Source organism: Pectinatus haikarae, from assembly GCF_050916305.1.
GTDB classification, from domain to species: Bacteria; Bacillota; Negativicutes; order Selenomonadales; family Selenomonadaceae; genus Pectinatus; species Pectinatus haikarae.
Genome location: NZ_CP116940.1, coordinates 732,806 through 754,075 on the forward strand (window position 1 = coordinate 732,806; position 21,270 = coordinate 754,075).

The window sequence follows — 21,270 nt, forward strand, 5'->3', positions numbered from 1 at the left end:
AACTAAAAATTGTAATTTACCTTTAACCAGAAACTTCTTCCCGGTTCATTGACCCGTACAGTAGCAGGCATATCAAGTGTAGATATATCCACACCGCCGCGGCTCACAAATTCCGCATAATTTTTATTGAGCAGGTTGTCCACACCCGCAGCTATAGTCCAATTTTTATTTGGTTTATAAGAAGCGTTCAAAGACAAAATTCCAAAACCACCGGAAGGGCCTATATCTGTGCCAATTTCATTTCCTTCTCCCACAGAATACTGTTTCTGTGCAGCTACCAGCCGCCATAGTATTCCTGCTTCCCATTTATCATCAATATTTGATTTAAGGCTGAATGTCGCTTCAAAAGGTGCAATTTGGGGAAGAGGTCTGTCATTCGTTTTATTGCGCCCTTGTGTATATGCCAGCGCAGCACCTGCCGTCCATCTTTCAGATAACTTATATGTATAATCGGCCTCTCCGCCGTATAATACTGCATCAATATTCTTTACTGCATTTCCTTCATTTATCACTAAAATAAAATCATCTACATTTGAATAAAAAAGTGATACATTTGCATTTATTTTTCCTTTATGATAAAGCCAGCCTGTATCCAGCTGAGTGTTTTTTTCTGGCGATGCCGACATCCCGCCTGTTTTTCTCCGTTCCCACCAATCTGCCGGACGTTCCGCATGACCTATCCCTACATATGACGTCACCGGCATGCGCACAGAATCATGCTCATATCGAAGAAAAGCTGCATATGTCCTGTCATGATCTTCTCTTCCCGGATATTTTGCATACTTAACAGCCAGATCATCAAAACGTATACCGCTCAGTATCCGGCTGTTATCATCAATATAAGTTTTATAATCAGCAAAAATTCCATAATTTGTAAATGTCATATCCGGTGACAATGGTTTGGCAGAATAATCTTTCACACCCATAATCATATTTCCTGAATGTTCATTCTTTTGATAATCCATACCTAAAACAGCTGAAGAATTTTTCGCCAACGCCAGATCAAATGATATTCTTCCGCTCGTAGTGGTCCTTTTCACTTCCATTGAACTTGCCATAGTGCCGGCTTTTAAAGGACGCAGCGTATAATTATCCATAATGTGATCAATTGTGCTTCTGGAAGCATTGACCTTTATATTTTGCAGAACACTGCCAATATTTCTTTTCTCAAACCGCAAATTATAACTGTCTCTGTCAAATTGTGTTCCGTCAACATTGCGATCTGCGTAGGCAGCCCTTCCCGAACTTGTATCAATAGAAAATTCCAGCAATGTATCTTTATCCGGTGTGAAGCCTATTATTCCTGTTGTACTGTCCCTCTTATATGCAGAATGAATATAATTGCCATTGCCATCTTTATAATCGCCTGCCTTATTTCTCGTCCTGATTATACGTACATAGCCCTTTTCATCACCTTGCGTAACATCCAGCAATTGATCTCTTCGATTATCACTGCCAAAAAGAAGGCTTGTATTAAGTCTTGTTCCCGGTTTTGTAAAAGGCTCTGTATCCCTTTCGAACATTATTGAACCTGCTATGCTGCTGCCGTATTCTACACTTTCCGGACCTTTCAATACAGTTATTTTACTGAAGGTTTCAGGAAAAACATAGGTAGTAGTAGGATCCATTCTACTCGGACAGCCTCCTAAAATATAACCTCCGTTCATCACTATATTCAGCCGGCTGCCTCCTAAGCCTCGAAAGATAGGATCACCACCTGTCCCCCCTTTTCTCACCATCGAAAACCCCGGAATATTTTTCAAATAACCGGCCCCATCGGCAGCTGGCACCGGCTGACGCGGATGTCTCGGATCTGTTTCTACTTTTAATGGTTCCTTCATTTTCGGTGCAGTTACCACAACTTCATCGAAAACAAAAGTTTGACTGTCGTCTTCCTCCGTTTTTGCATCGTCAGTGTTATCCGCTGCAAAAACCGTGGGAGAAGCTGCAAAAAAAAAGGCCATAACATATGGGCCAATCTGTCTAAAGCACCTTTTCAAAACTATATTCCTCCATATACAATAAATTTTATATGATAACAATATTCATTATCACCCATATCATTATATATGAATGCTGAAAATTTTGTCAATATTTTTTGTATTATTCATAATTAATTGTAATTGTTGCCAGTCAAGTTTCCTGTATAATCGCAAGAAATCTGATTAATACAAAAGATACTTTGTCATTATTCATTCTGTTTTATGTCAGTCATCCTGCGTCCACCGGACTTCATCTGTCCATTCTTGATCATATAGAAAAAGGGGAGATAGGCACAGCTGCCAATATAGGTAATTTTCTTTTGAATACAAAATCTTTTTTGAAATGAAAAACAAATAAATACAAAAAACAGTGAGCATGAAAGATATCCGATCTTAAGGTAAAGAAAGGAAAATTTTCCATGCTCACTGTTTTTATAGATTATTCATTCCGAAGATGTATTTATCAAAAATCTCCGTCAATCGGCATATCCACAATCACTTTGATATTAACGAATTCATGAATGCCCAGATCGATCAATTCATGTCCATAACCGGAATTTTTCACACCGCCGAAAGGTATATCGGCTCTGACACCAGTGGGATGATTTATATACATCATGCCGGTATCGATTTGCTTAGCCACACGCTGAGCACGTACAGGATCTTTTGTAAACACTGATCCGCCAAGACCAAACGGAGAATCGTTTGCCATCTTAACAGCAGCGGCTTCATCAGCCACACGATAAATCTGGCTCACAGGCCCAAACATTTCCGTATAATAAGCCGGATTTTTCGGAGCAATATCTTCTAAAATAGTAGGTTGATAAAAAGCACCTTTTTCGGGAACCGGCTGACCTGCCACAGTTGCCTTGGCGCCTCCGGCAACAGCCATGCTCACTTGTTTCTTCAAAAGCTCCAAAGCTTCAAAAGAAGACAAAGGTGCAAGCGTGGTTGACGGATCAAGCGGATCTCCCGCTTTAAGAGCCGCAACTCCTGCTCTGTATTTTTCCATAAATTCATCATAAATTGAATCGACTAATATAATCCTTTTCGAAGAAACGCACACTTGCCCCGCATTCCAATGACGTCCGAACACCGCCCATTTTGCAGCTTTATCGATATCGGCATCATCCAGAACAATAAAAGCATCTGAACCGCCCAGCTCAAGAGTACTCTTTTTCAAATATTTGGCAGCAGTTGAAGCTACAGCCGCACCGGCAGGTTCACTTCCAGTCAATGCCACTCCACGCACCCGCGGATCAGATAGGATCAATTCACTATGATTATGTGCAGCATATAGATTTATAAAAGCCCCTTTAGGCAAACCAGCTTCTATAAATAATTTTTCAAAAGTAGCCGCCGCCTGCGGCACATTAGACGCATGTTTCAACAGCAGAGTATTCCCCGCCATCAGCTGCGGTGCCGATATCCGCACTATCTGATAATACGGGAAATTCCAAGGTTCTACTATATAAAGTACACCCAATGGTTGATATACAAGTTTTGCAGCATCTGCCGGCAGCCCTTCGACAGGTATACTGCGTGGCTGAAGCTGAGCGGCTCCATTTTTAGCATAATATTCCAAAATTTTAGCGCTCAATTCAACTTCTGCTTCTGCCTCTGCAATTAATTTTCCCATTTCGAGTGTGAGAATTTTTGCATATTCAGTATGCCTTTTTCGTAGAATTTCAGCTGCCTTCAATAAAACAGCAGCTCTTTCTTCATAACTGGTGTTTTTCCAGCCTTTAAACGCATCATCAGCTAGCCCTATAGCCGCTTTGACCTCATCATCTTTCGCCGTCGGAAAAGATTTGACCACTTCACCCGTATACGGATTGGTTGTTGCATATGCCATACAAAAATCCCCCTTTAATTTTTAATTACTTGTTATTATCTAATTACTTTTTATTACTAAATTTAGTATATAACCTCTATGTTAATTTGTCAACAAGCACACTTCGTAAAAAAACAGACGGACTCACCAATGTATTAAGGTGCCCGTCTGCTTTCATTATATGTTTCTGATTCTTAAATAATATTGTACAGCTTTATTTACTTGCTGCCGCAGTTATATTTTTTTTAATATAGTCTATGTCTTCTGCTATTCCTTCAGAATCCACCGCGCATTGTTTACCATATTCAACAACAATATCAGCATTTGGTGTATATTTCTTATAGCAGTTTATAAAATCCGCAAAATCAAGTGTTCCATGAAATATTCTGTCATGCTTATCTTCATATCCGTCATTATTATGCACATGATAGGCAATAATCTTATCTGACAATCTCTCTATAATATATTTTATATTCCAGCCGTTGGCATGAGCATGCCCGATATCAAGCAATATTTTCTCCGGTACCCTTTCAGCCATTTCAATAAATTCATCCTGATCGAATAACATGTTTTTATGAGCCAATACGCCGGCATTTTCTACGACTATTTTCGCTTTGAATTTTACCGCCTCTCGCCGCAATTTTGCCAGATTCTTCTCACTTACAGTGATTAATTCCTGTTTTTGGCCTATATCTATTCTGCAGTTGTTGTGATGGTAGACAATATGCCGGGCCTTAAGTTCCCGAGAAAGTTCAAATGTCTTTTTGAAGTATACCATCGCTCTTGCATATTCCTCCGTTCCCTCAGCCCGGCTGTGTTCTGTCCCATAATAAGGCCCATGCAGAGTTATCGGATGCTTTTTAAATTCATCATAATACATATTCAGCATCTTGCAGAATATTTCACTCTGCCATTCTGGAAAGAGTTCTATGCCTATCGGCAGCGACATCTTTTTCAAGAGCGCAAATATATTCTGCAGCTGCTGCGGTTCATACAGATTGGTACTGATATATATTGCCATGATACACCTCTGGATAGCCTATATTTTTTTTATTTTTGCTGTCAAAGATATGCAGTTTATCACTATCTGCCGCAAAATATATATTGCTGCCCGGTTTAAAATCTGATGCTTCAGTGACCGCCACGACTTCGCTGCCTTCCGTTTCAAAATAAATTCCGCGGCGGCTGCCATATTCCTCTACATATTTGACCACACCGGCAAAAGTATCTCTGTGTTTTTCTCTGTACAGCAAAATATGTTCCGGTCTGATGCCGAAATAAAATTCACGGCAATTTTTTTCACCTATATAGGCGCTCCAAGCTTCAGACAGCTTTATGCTTTGCTTTCCCAACTGTAAGAAGTGATCTGAATACGAACCTTTAAAAATATTCATGCCAGGTGAACCTATAAATTTTGCCGTAAAAATATTTGCCGGTCTGTTGTAAACATTATTAGGTGTATCTATCACCTGCAGGCGTCCTTTGTCCAGAATTGCTACACGATCACCGATCGTCATCGCTTCCACCTGATCATGCGTTACATATACAAAAGTTTGTTTATATGCCTGATGAATTTTTACCAATTCTTTCCTCGCATGTACTCTAAGCTGTGCATCAAGATTTGACAGCGGTTCATCCAGCAAAAGCAGTTCACTGCGTTTTACGACAGCTCTTGCCAGAGCCACTCGCTGACGCTGACCGCCTGATAAATCCTTTGGTTTTCTGTTTTCCAATCCGTCCAATTCCAATTTTCCCAAGGCTGCCGTGAGTCTGGCATGTATTTCCGCCTGCGGCAGTTTTTGAATTTTTAGCCCGTAAATTATATTTTCTGTCACTGTCATGTGCGGATAAAGTGCATAATTTTGAAACACCATGCTCAAATTGCGTTTTCCGCTGACTATATCATTTACACGCTGCCCATTCATATATAAATTACCGGATGTGATATCCTCCAATCCCGCAATCATTCTTAATGTTGTTGATTTGCCGCAGCCTGAAGCACCTAAAAGAATCAATCGTTCACCACTATGAACAGTAAAATTAAGATTCTCTATTATTGTATTTTTTCCGTATTTTTTGCATACATTTTCAAATACTATTTCCTTCATAACTACTTTCCTTTCTCATCACCCCTTCACACCTGAAGAAGTGAACGTACTAATAATATATTTTTGAAAAATGAGATATAAACCCAAAGGTATGATCATCGTAACGACCGAAACCGCCATTGCCACACAAAAATCTGTGCCTCCTTCGGAGCTGATAAACAGCTGCAGTGCAAGCGGCAGTGTATAATTTGCAGTATCTTTTAGTATCAGCACCGGCCACACATATTCATTCCACGAATTTATAAAAAACATTATACCAGTGGAAATAACGGCCGGTTTTGCCAGCGGTAGGACAATGCCGAACATTATATGAAAAATTCCCGCTTGTTCCAATCTGGCAGCCTCTATAAAGGACAGCGGGATACTTCTCATTGCCTGTCGGATAAGGAATATACCCGTAGCATCACTTAATTGCGGCAGAATTACACCAATTATATTATTTCTCAGACCGATCTGTGAAATAATAAGATAATTTGGTATCATAGTCATGGTAAAAGGAATAAATATAGTACTTATCAATATGATGTACAATAAGTTTTTACCTTTAAAATTAAAATAGACAAAAGCATAAGCCGCCATAACACTTGTAACGATTTTAAATACTGTCACAGCAAAAGCCACGATAACAGTGTTCAGCGTTATCTGATTCAGCGGCAATTCCTGAAAGATACGCAAATAGTTTGCCATTGTCGGATTATGCGGTATAAGTCCCAAAACATTTCCATAAGCCTCACTGAGCTCCTTAAAGGATGTAGAAATTGCAAAAACAATTGGCATCAGGGAAACAAATAAAGCAATACAGAGCAGCACATGCCATTTCAGGCTGCTGTCAATTTTCATAATAGATCCCCTTTTCCACATATCGGAATTCAATGACCAATAAAATTACAAATAGAACCATTGCGGCAATGGACATCGCAGAAGCATATCCGGTATGGTATAATAAAAATCCTTCCTGATAAATATCATATATAACATTGGAACTTGCATTGTCCGGACCGCCTTGAGTAACTACTTTTATAGGTGTGAACACATATTGAAGACCCTGGACGATCGTCATTATAAAAATATATACACCGGTGGCACTGCTCATCGGCAATACTATATCAAAAAATATTTTATACAAGGGAATATTATCTATTTTTGCTGCTTCTATAATCTCCTGAGGCACGCCAGTAACTCCGCCGAATATAACAATGAAATTGTAGCCAAAAATCTTCCACGTAGTTATTATACTAAGCACAACAATAACCAAACCTTGAGTCTTGCTCCATATGGGAATATTTATCCCCATAAATTCTGCGGCTACAGCCGCCGGTCCAGATACAGGATTTAATATCCATAAATATAATATTGAACCGACTACCAGAGAAATGACACTGGGCAAAAAAAACGCACCTTTATAAAAACCGCGGCCCTTCTTTACTACAAAGGATAAAATAAATGCCAATATATATGGCGCTGCACAATTTAATATAAGTAAAATCAAAATATACACTACCGTATTTTTTATTACTAAAGGCATCAGAGGATCACTGAATAACGCTTTATAGTTATCCAGCCCGACAAATACTTTTAGCGGTTTTATCATATTCCAATCAAAAAAACTCAAATATGCCGTATAAAAAAGCGGATAAAACATAAATATAGCAAATACCAAAAGGGCAGGCAGTATGAGCATATAAGCTATCATTGTATTTTGTGTTATAAGATTTTTTTTATTTTTCATTACACGCACACTTTTGTTTTCCTTTAATTTCCATTGAAGCTTAAAACAGTAAAAAACGATAGTCTTAGATAAATTTTCTAAGCCATACCGTTTTTACCGTAATCTTTTTTTATAAATACGTGCACTGTCTCATCATTTTAACAGATTATTGATCTGCTCCTGCGTCTGAGTCAATGCTTCACGGGCAGATATACTGCCGCTGAGAATTTTATCTCTGGTATCAAGAAGAAGCTGTTCGGCCTGAAGGCCTGCATCTCCCGGGAAAGATGCCCAGGGAACTACACTATCCATCTGTGAAGTTGCGGCTTTCATCATTTTATTTTCCTCTAGAAAACTCTTAAGTCCGTTCTCTGCATCTGCCACATCTTTACGCGGAGGCACATACCCTGTTCCCTTTGTCCATGCTGCCATAGACTCGACACTGTAGAGATATTTTACAAATTCCCAAGCCGCTTTCTGCTGTTTTTCATCCTGTGCCGTTATGGCCAGAAAACATCCTCCAGCCGGCAACTTTTTGGGTTTGCCTTCCCATGCCGGTGAACTGACTGCGGCCACGTCAAACTTTGCCCCTTTTTGAACATTGGCTCTTTGAGCAATAGTAGTGTATAGCATCGCCACATCACCGTTGACAAATGCCTGTACTCCCTGATCCCAAGAAATATGCAATGCAGATTTTGTTTTAATTACCATGTCCGCATATGCCTGATATGCTTTTATTCCATCTTCGGACGCAAAACTTGCTTTACCGTCAGTTATCATTCTGGCACCGTTGCTTTCTAGGAGAGCCTGCTGTGCCCAGTTATCTGCCGGTTCCTGCATATAAAACCCATATTTTCCTGTTTGTTTTTTTACTGTATCAGAAAATTTTATTAACTCTTCCCAAGTTTTCGGTCCATTCTCATCAAGCCCCGCCTGCCGGAGCAAGTCCCTGTTAATATATAACACCGGTGTACTGAGAGAATAGGGAATACCGACCTGATCACCCTTACTATTTTTTGCCAAATCCAAAACATTGGGTAAAAAATTGTCCTGCAAAAAATTCTTATCATCCGAAAAATCTTTGTCAATGATCTTTTGCGGCGCACTGTATGTAAAATTATTTGAAAAGTAATCTAAAAATGCCCATCCGACCTGTACTACAGCCGGCGATTTTCCTGCGGCCGCTTCAGCCTGCAAATTTTGCATAAGCCCTTTATACATATCAGGGTTGTATCGGGCGACAACTTCCACATCCTTGCTTTGCGCATTAAATTTATCAACAAGTTCCTGTACAGTTTTCCCACCCTGTGTCTCTGCATTTACATGCCAGTATTCTATTTTTACCTTATCTCCCTGAGCAGATTGTTCTGATCCCGCATTATCGTTCCCACATCCCGTCAATAACGACGCAGTCATCAGTGCCGCAGCTACTGCTTTGAGAATATTTTTTTTCATGCTTATTTTAACCTCCTCGTGTATGAATGAAGTATAACATCAAATAATATTTTTATCGTTACATTTATGTAAACCTTGAGTAAAATAAAATTCCCCTTTATAAGACAATTATCAGACATTGTCTTATAAAGGGGAATTCTACAGCTTTTTGCAGATTAAAGGACACTTTCTATTATATATTCTTTATTCTATCCACTTCACCACATCTTCTGTTTTTCTGCGTGTCTTAGAATGCGGTTCTGCCATCCTATAACCGAATCCTGCCATTACAGACACTCCAAAATGAGCTTTGTCCATTACACCCTCAGCCGATAATATTTGATCTACTTCTTTTTGATCAAACCCCTCAATAGGACACGAATCTATCCCCAATGCTGCCGCAGCAGTCAGCATATCAGCCAATGCTATATATGTCTGCTTGGACGCCCAGTCAAAAATTGCTCTTTCACTCTCGAGCAAATTAAAATCTTTTCTCTGAAAATTTTCAAAAGCACTCAATCTTTGCTCAATTACAGCTTCCGGTAAATTCTGCACGTTTTTCATGATGTCTTTTATATAAGCAGCATCATAGACTGTATCTATTTTTTTTCTTGCCAGTAAAATAACAAAATGACTTGCCCCCTTGAAACTGTTCTGTGCACCCCATGCCGCATTCCACAGCTTATCCTTAAGCTGTCTGTTCTCAACTACAAGAAATGACCATGGTTCAAAACCAAAGGAGCTAGGCGATAATCTCCCCGCTTCTAAGATTACAGCAAAATCCTCTGCCGAAACCTTTCTTCCCTTGTCAAAATGCTTGCAAGCATGGCGAAAATTAAATGTGTCTAAAATAAACTGTCTGTCACAAAATTGCATCACAACTACCTTCTTTCCTCAGCCGTCTTAATAGCATAGCAAAACCTATCCTTCAGCCTCATCAAAAGTATATCAAATGCAGCAAATAATCGGAAGTACGCAAAATTTTTATAGATAATATATAAAACTTTACCAAAGTATATTTTTTATACTTGCTATTGGCTTCCTTCAACTAGTATACTTATCTTATCTTCAATAAATCTTTTCTTTTCAAAAGGGGGCTTTAGAATGAACGATACCCAAGATACTTCTATGTGTGTCTATGAACCATGCCCTGTAGAAACTACTTTAAATATTGTCAGCGGCAAATGGAAAGGGCTTATTCTTTATCGACTTTTAAGCGGAAAAAAACGTTTCACCGAACTGCGGCGTCTGCTTAAAACAATAACTCACAGATCGCTGACACTGCAACTGCGTGAATTAGAACAGGACCAAATCATAAAACGAACCGTTTTTCCTGAAGTACCTCCGCATGTTGAATATGAACTTACAGAACTTGGTTTATCCATGAAGCCCATAATTCAAGCCATATACGATTGGGGCAGTTCTTATCAATTATATATGAAGAAACAATGACTACTATCAAACAATGCCTGACCATCTAATTTATTGTAATCCTGCTAGGAGGCGCTTTATGAAAGACATCTTAAAATTCCTGAAGACTAACAAGATTTTTTATCTGGCAACAACCTGCGACAATATCCCTCACATAAGACCTTTGGGGTTTGTCATGGAGTACAATGGCAAGCTGACCTTCTGCACTTCCAACCAAAATGACATGTACAAACAGCTGGTGCTCAATCCTAATTTAGAAATATGCTGTGTCGACATAGACTATAATCTTCTGCGTATTAATGGTACAGCTGTTTTCTGCACCACAGAAGATTCCCAGAAAGAAGCCCTGCAAACTATGCCTTCACTTGGTAATTTATACTCTGTCGGCGATGGCATATTCGAAATATTCCATATCGAAAATGTCCACGCTGTATTGCAAACAATATCAGGTGAAAAAACAATATTGCAATAAAAAGTGGCTCCTGCCTTAAATTGGCAGAAGCCACTTTCAGCAAAACCAGCCCAAAATAATATCATTTCTCACACGAAAATCCGTTTTCTTTGTGCCCATGATACTCATACTGATGCAATTACACCTTATCCTGCCTGTCACTCATGCCTCTTGATACTGCTGCCTTTCTGTTCAAAGGCCATTATATTTTAAACGAACTGACAGCTCCCTGCAGTTCCTGTGCCATCTGAGCCAGCGTACGGCTGGCATCAGCAATTTCATTCATCGAAGCAGTCTGCTCCTCTGTGGCGGCAGAAACCGTTTCAGCTTCAGCGGATACACTGCGGCTCATACTGTCGATTTTTTCCACGGTCGCAGCTATGTCTTCTGTCCCTTTTGCCAGGCTGCCGACTATCTGTTCCATACTTTCTGACCGTTCAGCTATCTGTTCCACCATGCCCACGATATCACCAAATGTATTTCCTGCATTATCAACTACCGATGACCCCTCCTTCACTTGATCTACACCTGTTTGCATAACAGTAACCGCATTCTGCGTTTCATTCTGTATAGAACTTATCAATTCTGCAATTTCGCTGGCAGCCATTTGCGATTGTTCAGCCAACTTTCTGACCTCTTCGGCAACAACAGCAAACCCCTTACCGTGTTCTCCCGCTCTGGCTGCTTCTATGGCAGCATTCAATGCCAGCAGATTGGTCTGTCCCGCTATGCTGCCTATTGTATCGACAATAGCACCTATTTTCTCTGACCTTTTACCTAATCCGCCTATAACCTCAGCGGATTTGCTGACAGACCTCTCCATATCTTCCATTTTTGAAACAGCTGCCGATACTTCCTTATTTCCTCTCCCGGCAGCTTCGCTTGCCAGTTTTATCTTCTGTCCCGATTCTTCTATCGCACTCATAAAATTCTGCATATGACTGGAAAGATCACTCGTATTTTTTCCCGCACCATCTACTGCAGAAAATTGATCATTGCACAAATGTGCCACATTTACCATCGAATCGGCAACTTGATTGCTTGCCGTAGCCGATTGTTCGGCGCTTGACGTCAACTCTTGCGCGGATGCTGCCAAATATTCAGCAGATTCAGCGATTTTTTTCAATAACGTCTTAACATTATTATGCAAAGATTGCAGAGAACGCCCCATTATTCCTATTTCATCCTTGCGTTCCAATATTTTTCCTTCAACGGTTGAGCTGAAATCTCCTGTTGCCAAAATATTCATCTTTTCAGTAACAAATTCTATCGGATCAGCCAGTATTTTCCCCACATATATAGCTATGCCAATCAGTATTATTTGCAATACTGCCATATATATTACAATTCTGATGATACTGTCCTGAAGGATTTGTTTTTCAGCTGCTTCTTTTTGAGCTACCCTGGCATCAATATAATCAATCCAGCCTCCTGTTCCCAAGACCCATTTATATGGGTCAAAGGCAATAGAATAATTGCGTTTTGGCAAAGGTATCGTTTCATTCGGTTTTGCAAACATAAGATCTGTATACCCACCATCGGCTTTACGGCCATTCTCTATTATTTCTTTTATATAATATTTTCCGTTGGGATCAACTGAGTCAATACGTGATTGGCCCTCTATATCTCTTCCCATGAGGACAACGTTTACTCCATCATATGTATCTATCCAAAAATATCCTCTGCCATCATCATACCGCAATTGCCTTATCAAAGAGGCCGCCTGTACTTTCGCCTGTGCCTCTGTGATCATACCTGACTGTTGCTTGCTATACACATCCTTAATAAGACTCATGGCTATTTCTGTCTGCCGTTTAAGTTCACGATCTACATTTTCGACCAGTGTTTGCCTATAATCGGCGATTTGATTTTCACTGTTTCTGATCATATTATAAATAAAAAAACCACCGACGCAAAGTATTGTTCCTATTGAAACTGCAACTATAGTAAAAATCAATCTGACTTTAATAGAATATAAATTTTTCATATGCCAAAGCCCCTTTTCTTGCGCAACTGCTTAGTATAGTATAGCCTTATATATATTATTCTATATAATCTGATTTTTACCTTTATTACGTTATTTTTTTAATAAAAAATACTGTATAGGGAAAAATATATCAGATCATTAATTTGATACACTTTCCCCTATACAGTATTTACCTGCTTATAAAAGCCTGTTAAAATTATCCCAATAGTTTTTCGATATCTGCTTCCATTTGTTTCGGTGTAGTAGTGGGTTCAGCCCGTTTTACGACATTGCCCTTTTTATCCACAAGAAATTTCGTAAAATTCCACTTCACAGAATCACCCTTCATAAATTCCGGGAAATTCGTGTTTATGGCATTTTGCAATTTTGCAGCATTAGGATGAGCTTCATCAAATCCCTTAAAGGCTGCCTGTTCTGTTAAATATTTAAAAAGAGGCTGTGCAGTTTCTCCGCGAACATCTCCTTTTTCAAATATAGGAAATGTTACACCGTAATTTACCTTGCAGAATTGTTCTATTTCTGCAGCATTTCCCGGCTCCTGCGCTGCAAACTGATTACTTGGAAAGGCCAATATTTCAAAACCCTTATCCTTGTATTTTAAGTACACCTGCTGTAATTCTTCATATTGAGGCGTAAATCCGCACTTGCTTGCCGTATTGACAATAATAAGGACTTTTCCCTTATAATCCGCAAGTGATTTTTCTTTCCCATGATTAGTTTTTACCTTGAAATCATAAATAGCCATCATTTACCCTCCTTGCACAATATAAATTCAACAAGATTTATTTAATTAAAAAATTTTAACTCTTTCACTTACATCTATTTTTTCGATAGGTCCCGGAACCTGCAATGGTTCTCCAAAAGGCATCTGCGCAATTAATTTCCAGCTTGGCGGTACATTAAAAAGCTTCTTTACCTGATCATCAATCAAAGGATTATAATGCTGCAGATTAACACCAAGTCCCATATTATTGAGTACTGTCCAAATAGCAAATTGCAGCATTCCATTCGCCTGCTGAGCCCATACCGGGAAATTATCCGCATAAGCAGCGTATTGCTTTTGCATCGATTCGACAGTAAGCGTTTCATCAAAATATAAAACTGTGCCATATGCTGCGGCAAAACCGTTTATTTTTTCTTCAGTGGCAGCAAAATTCTTTTCCGGTACAATTTTTTGCAAAATATCCTTTGTGATCTGCCATATTTTATCATGATTACTGCCAAAGGCCACTACAACCCTGGCTGACTGCATATTAAATGCTGAAGGAACATCCTTCACTAATTGTTCTATTTCTGCAACTATCTGCTTTGACGAGACATTAACGTTCTTTCCCAGTGCATAATTTGTACGGCGTTTGCTTACTGCTTCCTGAAACTGACCCATTGCCAACAACTCCCTTTTCTTATTAAAATTATTATATTTTCTGCATGAAAAATATTCTCAACTAATTATTATTATATTACTGCGTTATAAAAATTTCAATAGTTTTTAGTATTTTTTTGTAATTAATTTTTAAAAAAATATATACTAACTAAAAGAAACAATAGGTATTGTCAGCATACTAGGCCAATCACAGATTAATTCTTAGCTACAGCCATACATTTTAGCCCTTCACCGATAAACACATCTTGATATAGAGAAGGGGATCCTCTACCAGAGAATCCCCTCATCTTCACACAAAGTTCTTAAAAATCTTTTTTCCATAAACCATGTAAATTGCAATATTCATAGACTGTTCCGTTCTGTGCCCCACAGAACTCGGCTTTAGGTTCTTCACCCGGCTTTAAAAACTGGATGCGCACACGTGAATCCGTAGCAAGAGCTATCCACTGAATATAATGTTCCTCCTGCATAGGATGCAGCACTGAACCAACAGCGACTTCTATCTTATCATCTTTCTTGGTAACTGCAGGTACATGCTTTTCCTGTGCCGCATCAGTAGTATTGGCCTCAAGCTTGGTCATAGACTGACCGCAGCAGGACAATGTACCACCGCCGTTATTTACAAGTGCCACTATATTTCCGCATCTTTCACAACGATAAAAAACTACCTTTTCCATTCTAAATTATACCTCCAATATAATATATTATAGGCTGCCTGCCGGCCGCCGTTTACCCGTTTTATTCAAAGATCACTATTGCCTGAGGTCTTTTTATTCTCAACAGCATTGTTTCAAGAATACGGAATTTATGATTTAATTCTGTTTGTTCAAGATATGCCGTTTTAAGATCCTGGCCGATCACCAAATCCATATTTCTGCTGTCCGCGCAAACAAGAACTGCCTTTCCCTTTCCCAGTACAGGTGTTGAATATATTCTCTTGTCAAGAAGTTTTTTCACTCTGTCTATTTCCAGTAAACCAGTTCCCGGCTGCAATCTTTGCATCTGCAAATAAAGATCTGGACTGATTGCCAGCGAATAAGCACCGTATATACCTTTTTCAACCAGTAGATTTATCGCCGCCGCTATATCCGTAAAAGCATTTTCGCCAACAGTCCAGTCATTTTTTTTGATTTTATTTGAGCCGGCAACATTAAATAACCCGTCTATCTTAAAGTCTGCATTGCCAAAAAATACTAACCGATCCTCTTTCAATGCACAATCTTCCGCTGCATTAACAGCCTTTGATAAATCAGCAGGATATCCGGCATGAGCGGCACTTTCCAAATCTCTCGCTGATAAAAGAAAGTCTTCATATAATGTGGGAATTTCCAAAAATTTGCGCCCGGAGGTCATCATAAACCCATTTTTGGAAACTTCTTCTAATTTATCAGCATCATCAACAGTAATACTGGTGACACCTATGCCCAAAGGTCCATATAATGGAATGAACCTGCGTCCATGCAATACATTGCCCGCTGTTTTTACAACTGTTTTATCAATTTGTTCCCAAAATTCGTCAGTAAATGGTGCTGCGTCTCTAGATAAATAATCCATACAAAACATCCCTCCTGTTATTTTTACAACCATTAAAACAAATCTATGAATCACCGATTATGTTATTTATTTGATAAGACTTCCTACGGTAGCCTCAGGATCAGTTTTTTTCAAAACACTTTCCTTTTTTTCATTTTCCAGTTCTTCGAGCAATTCTTTAACTTCGGCTTCTCCAGAAGCAAAATGCTCAGCCTCTTCAGGGTCAAGAATACGAAGCAGCGCCATCAATTCTCCGACATGAGCTTTTTCTTCATCACGTATATCAGCTATAACTTTTTTAGCCACTTCATTATCTGTTGCCTGCACATGTGCATCATAAAGGTAAATTGCCTCAAGTTCTCCTGAAATATCCAGCCGTACTGCCTGTATCAATTCTCCCTTTGTTAATTTACGATCAACATTGCCCTGAAACGGATTTGCAAAATCTGCCATCTAATTTATCCCCCTTTTAATAAAACTTGCCTTTTATTGCTATAATGTCGAATAAACATATCAGGCAGCAGTTAATTCCGCCGCTTGATCTACAAACATGATCTCTGTTTATTCGATACTATTTTAATCAGTCGGCACATAAAATAAGTGCACTGATATTTTTCTAAAAGACAAGAATTCTATCTTAATATCTATTAGGATTTATTCTCTAATTCACACAAAAATCCTTTTTATTAATATATATATGTCTAAAATATTTCTTTCAATTCTTATCATTTACGATTTCTATTGAAAATAAGCTCATGCATAAATTTTGCAGATGTAACCGTGTTGCATTTATTTGAGCGTCATAGCATCATTTAGATTTTTAACCGCAATGTTCAATTGATTTTCCAATAGTTTTAATCGATTTGCAATTTCTATTTCATTTTTCTGTCTGTATATAATTTCATCAGTACGAACGCGCAAAAGTATTTCTTCCAACTCATTTTTATTTTTCTCCACATCAGAAAACAGCTTTAAAATAGGAAAGCCTCCTTTTAATCTATTCATAAATGAAATTTTTTCTTCATGAATGGATAATAACTTTAGTCTATATTTATAGCTTTATATTAAATAAAATCATTTATTTTGTCAAGATTTGTTCTTAATTACTATGTAATATTTGTAATTATATTTATCAAAAACAAAAGACGGCCATTATGAATAATATTCACAGCAGCCGTCCCTTGTCTCTAAAATATAACACCTGAATTTTTTATTGCCTGATCAAGTGCAATATATCATTTTTCATACATATATTCATCGGTCATCGGCAGATCGTTATTTATTCCCTTGCTCAACAAATACTGCACAACGTCTATATTGCCCGTCCTAAAAGCAGATGCGCAGCCGGAAAGATAAAGTCCCCACATTCTTTTAAATTGTTCATCATATTTAGCCGGCAATGTATCCTTGCATGCAAGAAAATTTTTATACCACTCGTCAAGTGTACGTGCATAATGACGGCGTAAACTTTCCATATGAAGTAAATAAAAATTAAAATCGGGGAATAGATTTACTGTTTCACGCACAGTCGGTATATATCCTCCCGGAAAAATATATCGCTTTATCCATCCATTAGTCGGTGCCTCAGTATAACCCATTATCGAATGAAGCAGAAATAGTCCTCCAGTTTTCAGTAACGTATTCACCTTATGCAGATAAAGAGGTAGAAACTCCTTCCCGACATGTTCAAACATCCCTATACTTACGATTTTATCAAATTGATATTTTTCAATATCAAGGTCCATATAGTTAAGCAGTAAAACCCTTACCTTATCTTCAAGACCAAGTTTTTTTATTCTTTCTGTGGCCCCGGCATATTGCTCCTCACTTAATGTTATGCCTACTGCATTGACTCCATATTGCTGTGCCGCTCTTATTATGAGCCAGCCCCACCCGCAGCCTATATCAAGGAGAGTCTCATCCTTTTTCAGCAACAATTTTTGCAAAGAATGATCTATTTTGTGAAGCTGTGCTTCATCTAATGTATCCGTTTCATGTTTAAAATATGCACACGAATATGACATTGTCTTATCGAGCCACTTCGCATAAAAATCATTGCCCAAGTCATAATGACTGTGAATGTTTTGCTTTTCCTGTTCCTCAATTCCAGAAAACATTTTTCTCTTTAATTCATCAAGTGCATATTTTTTTACATCACCGTTTTGATTTTTGAACATGACCGCTATAACATCATCTAGAGAGCCTTCAAAATCTATACTGCCATCCATGTAAGCCTGTCCGAGAGTCAGCACAAGATCCGTATTCATATCTTTGATATCTGTTAATGTCGGTTCACGATGAAAAATTATTTTAAATTTTGGGGTCTCTTCTCCATAATTTTTTTCTTCTCCATCCCAAAATTGTACAGAAAAACCACCCTTATTCCATAATTTTAATGCAGTTTTTAATGCAGCCTTTTTCAACATAAGATCGCCTCACGAATTATTTTTCATTTTTTCACAACCAGTCTATGCAATTAAGCAGCCTGCCTGTTGATGCCCATAAATTTGCTGACAGCTTCTCCTGCACAGTATAACTTGCCGACTTTATATTCTTCTGTTTCACGTAAATAAACTCCTAAGCTCAAATGAATTCACTTTCATCCACACTTAGAAGTCAATGTTGAACAATATTTGCCCGCAGCGGCAAACTATCTCTGAAAAGACGAAAAATATAATACATTACTAAAAACAAATCTGCTACTTTTTCAGTCTAACACTATTTCTTTTCCATTACAAGTATATACAGCCATCAAATATTTTTGTAATCATTGTAATATTTTTTATATCATTCATATACTTTTTCCATGGATAACAGCTTTATATTTAGACATTTTCTAATAGGCTCATCACTGAAATATATTTTTTTCTCTGCTGTTGCACATTGGCAAATCATCACTGCTAAACTATGCATCAATGCCAATCAATTCAATTGGTTTTATGAATATTTTTATAAAAAAACCTAAAACTGCTGTAAATCAGTTTTAGGTTTACCTTAGTTAAATTATGATTGCGAAATTGCCTTATTCAGAGCTTCATTTTCTTCATCGGAAAGCTTATATGAAGAATGACCCTTATCTACAGGTTTCATATATGTGGTCGAACTATTGCGGCTAAATATACCGGACAGTATAATTCCCGAATTTTTCCTGTCCAAAAGGGCGACTGCATAACTCAAATCGCCACCGACATCCTCGAAGGCAGCAAACCGTACCACTCCGACTTTTTGGATCACATTCTGCAAAATATCACGAATTTTTTTATTTTCCATCTCTATTTCGGTATTTTGCTGCATTACCTTTTCCACTTTTGAAATATGTTCCAACAGCATATTTTCTAAATCTTTTGAATCGACACCCTGCATCATCTCTTTATAGCGTTTTTTCATATTTCCCAGCTTTACCATCAAAATTACTGTGATTATATAAGCTATCAAAAGTAATACCGCCATCGCAGCTATTATATACAATACTGTTTCATTCATCATTCCTATAGAACCATTTGTCATGTTCTACTAATCTCCTTTATCTAAAAATAGGCTTATTTTTTACGGAATTAAAAAAACACCTCTATTGGCTGCCCATAACCAATTACTCAAAATTTTTCAACCGTGAGTACAAGTTATTATACCACAAAAATAATTTTCTTATCAAAACTTATATGAAAAATTCATGCTCTGCTATTTCCTTTTTCTCATCTTTCTTCATCACAGCATCAATTATTCTGTCCAAATCCTCAGCAGAGCTGAATTCTATTTCAATTTTGTTTTTTCTGGTACCTGTCTTAATATTTACTTTCGTTCCCAGGAGGAGTGCCAATTTTTCTTCTATATCTGCTATAAAAACATCATCAGCAAAATGTTTTTTCCTTTTTCCATCTATATCGGTTTGTTTTTGCAATATCTTTTTTACCACATCTTCAGCTTCTCTTGCTGATAATTCATTGGCCAATATATACACAGCTGTCTTCTCCTGAAGCTTTTCATCTTTTATCGCCAACAGAGGTTTAGCTTGTCCCATATTAAGATTTCCTTCCATTATGAGGAGTTGTATAGGTTTGGCTAAATGCAGGAGCCGTAAAAAATTTGCCACGTGGCTGCGGCTTTTCCCTATATATTGTGAAAGCTCATTCTGCGTGATTCCTGTTTCTGAAAGAAGCCGTGAATAGGCTGAAGCCTCCTCCATAGCATTTAGATCTTCTCTCTGCAAATTTTCAATAAGCGCAATTTGGGCTACTTCCCTATCCGAATAATCACGTATTATCGCCGGTATTACATCAAGTTTTATTTTTTTACATGCACGCCATCTCCTTTCTCCACTTATCAATTGATATCCTTCCGAAATTTTTCTCAGCAAAACAGGCTGCAATATACCACATTTTTCAATTGACTGTGCCAATTCTGTAATGGATTTCTCGTCGAAATTCGAGCGTGGTTGAAAAGGATTTGTTCTTATATCATTTGTATTGATCTGTTCTATTTTTTCTTTACTGTCAATTTCAATATTATTCAACAAAGCTCCCAGACCCCGTCCCAAGCCAGTATGTGTATTTTTAGGCATGAGACATCACCTCGTCCGCCAATGCCGCGTATGCGGCAGCGCCTCTTGATGAAGGATCATATTCATTTATCGGGCATCCGTATGATGGAGCCTCGCTCAATCGCACATTGCGGGGAATTATCGTTTTATATAATTTTTCAGGAAAATGTCTGTTCACTTCCTCTGCCACTTGCGCTGATAGCTTTGTTCTGCTGTCATACATTGTCAGTACAACTCCTTCCAAAAACAATTTTTCATTTAGATTTTCTTTTACCAAATTTATAGTATTCAAAATTTGTGTCATCCCTTCCAACGCATAATACTCACACTGCAATGGCAAAATTACTGAATCAGCAGCAGTCAGCGCATTTATAGTCAGCAATCCCAAGGAGGGCGGACAATCGATTACGACATAATCATACTCTGCTTTTACTTTATCCAATGCTTTTTTTAACTTTGTTTCACGTGAAAACATCGCCACAAGTTCCACTTCTGCACCAGCCAAATCTATAGTTGCAGGTAAAATATCTATTCCGCTCTTCGTTTTTCGCAGAATTTCTTTTATTTTTTCTTCTCTGAGCAATAAATCATACAGTGACTTCTCTATCTGTCCTTTTTCAATACCGCAGCCACTTGTAGCATTTCCCTGCGGATCAGCATCTATCAGCATTACCTTTTTATCTGCCTTAACAAAAGCTGCACTTAAGTTAATTGCAGTGGTAGTTTTTCCTACGCCGCCTTTTTGATTTGCTATAGCAATTATCTTTGTCATCTGATCTCCCCTTATTGATCTGCGTGTCAATTAAATGACCCTCTGCAGAAAACTCTCTTGTCCATTAATACATTCATTTTATCATCAATATTCATTTTTTCCATTTTCA

21 protein-coding genes are annotated in these 21,270 nt (G+C 38.1%); 2 read left to right on the forward strand and 19 right to left on the reverse strand.

Translation table 11 applies throughout. The features are described 5' to 3' along the window. Positions 1-2: 2 nt before the first annotated feature. The 8 genes from NXG61_RS03565 to NXG61_RS03600 form a co-directional block, all read right to left on the reverse strand. Complete coding sequence (locus NXG61_RS03565) at positions 3-2,000, reverse strand: TonB-dependent copper receptor (RefSeq protein WP_307223390.1); 1,998 nt, start codon at positions 1,998-2,000, stop codon at positions 3-5. Positions 2,001-2,445: 445 nt separating this feature from the next. Next, entirely contained in the window at positions 2,446-3,837 is a 1,392-nt protein-coding gene (locus tag NXG61_RS03570) for an NAD-dependent succinate-semialdehyde dehydrogenase (RefSeq protein WP_307223386.1), read from the reverse strand. 193 nt (positions 3,838-4,030) lie between these two features. Further along, the gene (locus NXG61_RS03575) at positions 4,031-4,837 is read right to left on the reverse strand and encodes a sugar phosphate isomerase/epimerase family protein (RefSeq protein WP_307223384.1); all 807 of its coding nucleotides are present in this window, start codon (positions 4,835-4,837) and stop codon (positions 4,031-4,033) included. Further along, a complete protein-coding gene (locus NXG61_RS03580; RefSeq protein ID WP_196604173.1) occupies positions 4,806-5,924 on the reverse strand; it encodes an ABC transporter ATP-binding protein in 1,119 nt (372 codons plus the stop codon). Before NXG61_RS03580 ends, NXG61_RS03575 begins: the two co-directional genes overlap by 32 nt. Before the next feature lie 18 nt (positions 5,925-5,942). Then, complete coding sequence (locus tag NXG61_RS03585; RefSeq protein ID WP_196604172.1) at positions 5,943-6,764, reverse strand: carbohydrate ABC transporter permease; 822 nt, start codon at positions 6,762-6,764, stop codon at positions 5,943-5,945. Then, on the reverse strand, positions 6,754-7,653 hold the full coding sequence (locus tag NXG61_RS03590) for a carbohydrate ABC transporter permease (RefSeq protein ID WP_196604171.1): 900 nt from the start codon (positions 7,651-7,653) through the stop codon (positions 6,754-6,756). Before NXG61_RS03590 ends, NXG61_RS03585 begins: the two co-directional genes overlap by 11 nt. 132 nt (positions 7,654-7,785) lie before the next feature. Further along, the gene (locus NXG61_RS03595; RefSeq protein ID WP_231038528.1) at positions 7,786-9,087 is read right to left on the reverse strand and encodes an ABC transporter substrate-binding protein; all 1,302 of its coding nucleotides are present in this window, start codon (positions 9,085-9,087) and stop codon (positions 7,786-7,788) included. A 183-nt stretch (positions 9,088-9,270) separates the two neighbouring features. Next, positions 9,271-9,942, reverse strand: a complete 672-nt coding sequence (locus NXG61_RS03600) for an NAD(P)H-dependent oxidoreductase (protein ID WP_307223377.1) — start codon at positions 9,940-9,942, stop codon at positions 9,271-9,273. A 228-nt stretch (positions 9,943-10,170) separates the two neighbouring features. Between NXG61_RS03600 and NXG61_RS03605 the strand changes: the two genes are divergently transcribed. Beyond that, positions 10,171-10,518, forward strand: a complete 348-nt coding sequence (locus NXG61_RS03605) for a winged helix-turn-helix transcriptional regulator (protein ID WP_307223375.1) — start codon at positions 10,171-10,173, stop codon at positions 10,516-10,518. Between the two features lie 58 nt (positions 10,519-10,576). Beyond that, on the forward strand, positions 10,577-10,969 hold the full coding sequence (locus NXG61_RS03610; protein WP_196604170.1) for a pyridoxamine 5'-phosphate oxidase family protein: 393 nt from the start codon (positions 10,577-10,579) through the stop codon (positions 10,967-10,969). 181 nt (positions 10,970-11,150) lie between these two features. Here NXG61_RS03610 and NXG61_RS03615 read toward each other — a convergent pair whose 3' ends face one another. The 11 genes from NXG61_RS03615 to NXG61_RS03665 all read right to left on the reverse strand — a co-directional run bounded on the left by NXG61_RS03615 (position 11,151) and on the right by NXG61_RS03665 (position 21,161). After that, a complete protein-coding gene (locus NXG61_RS03615; protein ID WP_307223373.1) occupies positions 11,151-12,935 on the reverse strand; it encodes a methyl-accepting chemotaxis protein in 1,785 nt (594 codons plus the stop codon). A gap of 196 nt (positions 12,936-13,131) precedes the next feature. After that, positions 13,132-13,680 (reverse strand): glutathione peroxidase, encoded by a 549-nt coding sequence (locus NXG61_RS03620; protein WP_307223439.1) that lies wholly within the window; start codon positions 13,678-13,680, stop codon positions 13,132-13,134. A gap of 45 nt (positions 13,681-13,725) precedes the next feature. Continuing rightward, positions 13,726-14,319 carry a nitroreductase family protein gene (locus tag NXG61_RS03625; protein ID WP_196604167.1) on the reverse strand — a complete coding sequence of 198 codons (594 nt, stop codon included), beginning with the start codon at positions 14,317-14,319 and terminating at the stop codon, positions 13,726-13,728. Between the two features lie 302 nt (positions 14,320-14,621). Continuing rightward, positions 14,622-14,996 (reverse strand): desulfoferrodoxin, encoded by a 375-nt coding sequence (locus NXG61_RS03630; protein WP_307223368.1) that lies wholly within the window; start codon positions 14,994-14,996, stop codon positions 14,622-14,624. A 61-nt stretch (positions 14,997-15,057) separates the two neighbouring features. Continuing rightward, on the reverse strand, positions 15,058-15,873 hold the full coding sequence (locus NXG61_RS03635) for a family 1 encapsulin nanocompartment shell protein (RefSeq protein ID WP_196604165.1): 816 nt from the start codon (positions 15,871-15,873) through the stop codon (positions 15,058-15,060). Positions 15,874-15,939: 66 nt separating this feature from the next. After that, entirely contained in the window at positions 15,940-16,305 is a 366-nt protein-coding gene (locus NXG61_RS03640) for a demethoxyubiquinone hydroxylase family protein (RefSeq protein ID WP_196604164.1), read from the reverse strand. A gap of 336 nt (positions 16,306-16,641) precedes the next feature. Next, positions 16,642-16,857: a hypothetical protein gene (locus tag NXG61_RS03645; protein ID WP_196604163.1), complete on the reverse strand. Its 216-nt coding sequence runs from the start codon at positions 16,855-16,857 to the stop codon at positions 16,642-16,644. 230 nt (positions 16,858-17,087) lie between these two features. Continuing rightward, positions 17,088-18,278, reverse strand: coding sequence for an SAM-dependent methyltransferase (locus NXG61_RS03650; RefSeq protein ID WP_196604162.1), 1,191 nt, complete (start codon positions 18,276-18,278; stop codon positions 17,088-17,090). A gap of 577 nt (positions 18,279-18,855) precedes the next feature. Further along, positions 18,856-19,359 (reverse strand): DUF4446 family protein, encoded by a 504-nt coding sequence (locus NXG61_RS03655; protein WP_231038527.1) that lies wholly within the window; start codon positions 19,357-19,359, stop codon positions 18,856-18,858. A gap of 148 nt (positions 19,360-19,507) precedes the next feature. Next, positions 19,508-20,410 carry a ParB/RepB/Spo0J family partition protein gene (locus NXG61_RS03660; RefSeq protein WP_307223362.1) on the reverse strand — a complete coding sequence of 301 codons (903 nt, stop codon included), beginning with the start codon at positions 20,408-20,410 and terminating at the stop codon, positions 19,508-19,510. Next, positions 20,403-21,161, reverse strand: coding sequence for a ParA family protein (locus NXG61_RS03665; protein WP_196604161.1), 759 nt, complete (start codon positions 21,159-21,161; stop codon positions 20,403-20,405). The genes NXG61_RS03660 and NXG61_RS03665 overlap by 8 nt, the downstream gene beginning before the upstream one ends. Positions 21,162-21,270 lie beyond the last annotated feature (109 nt).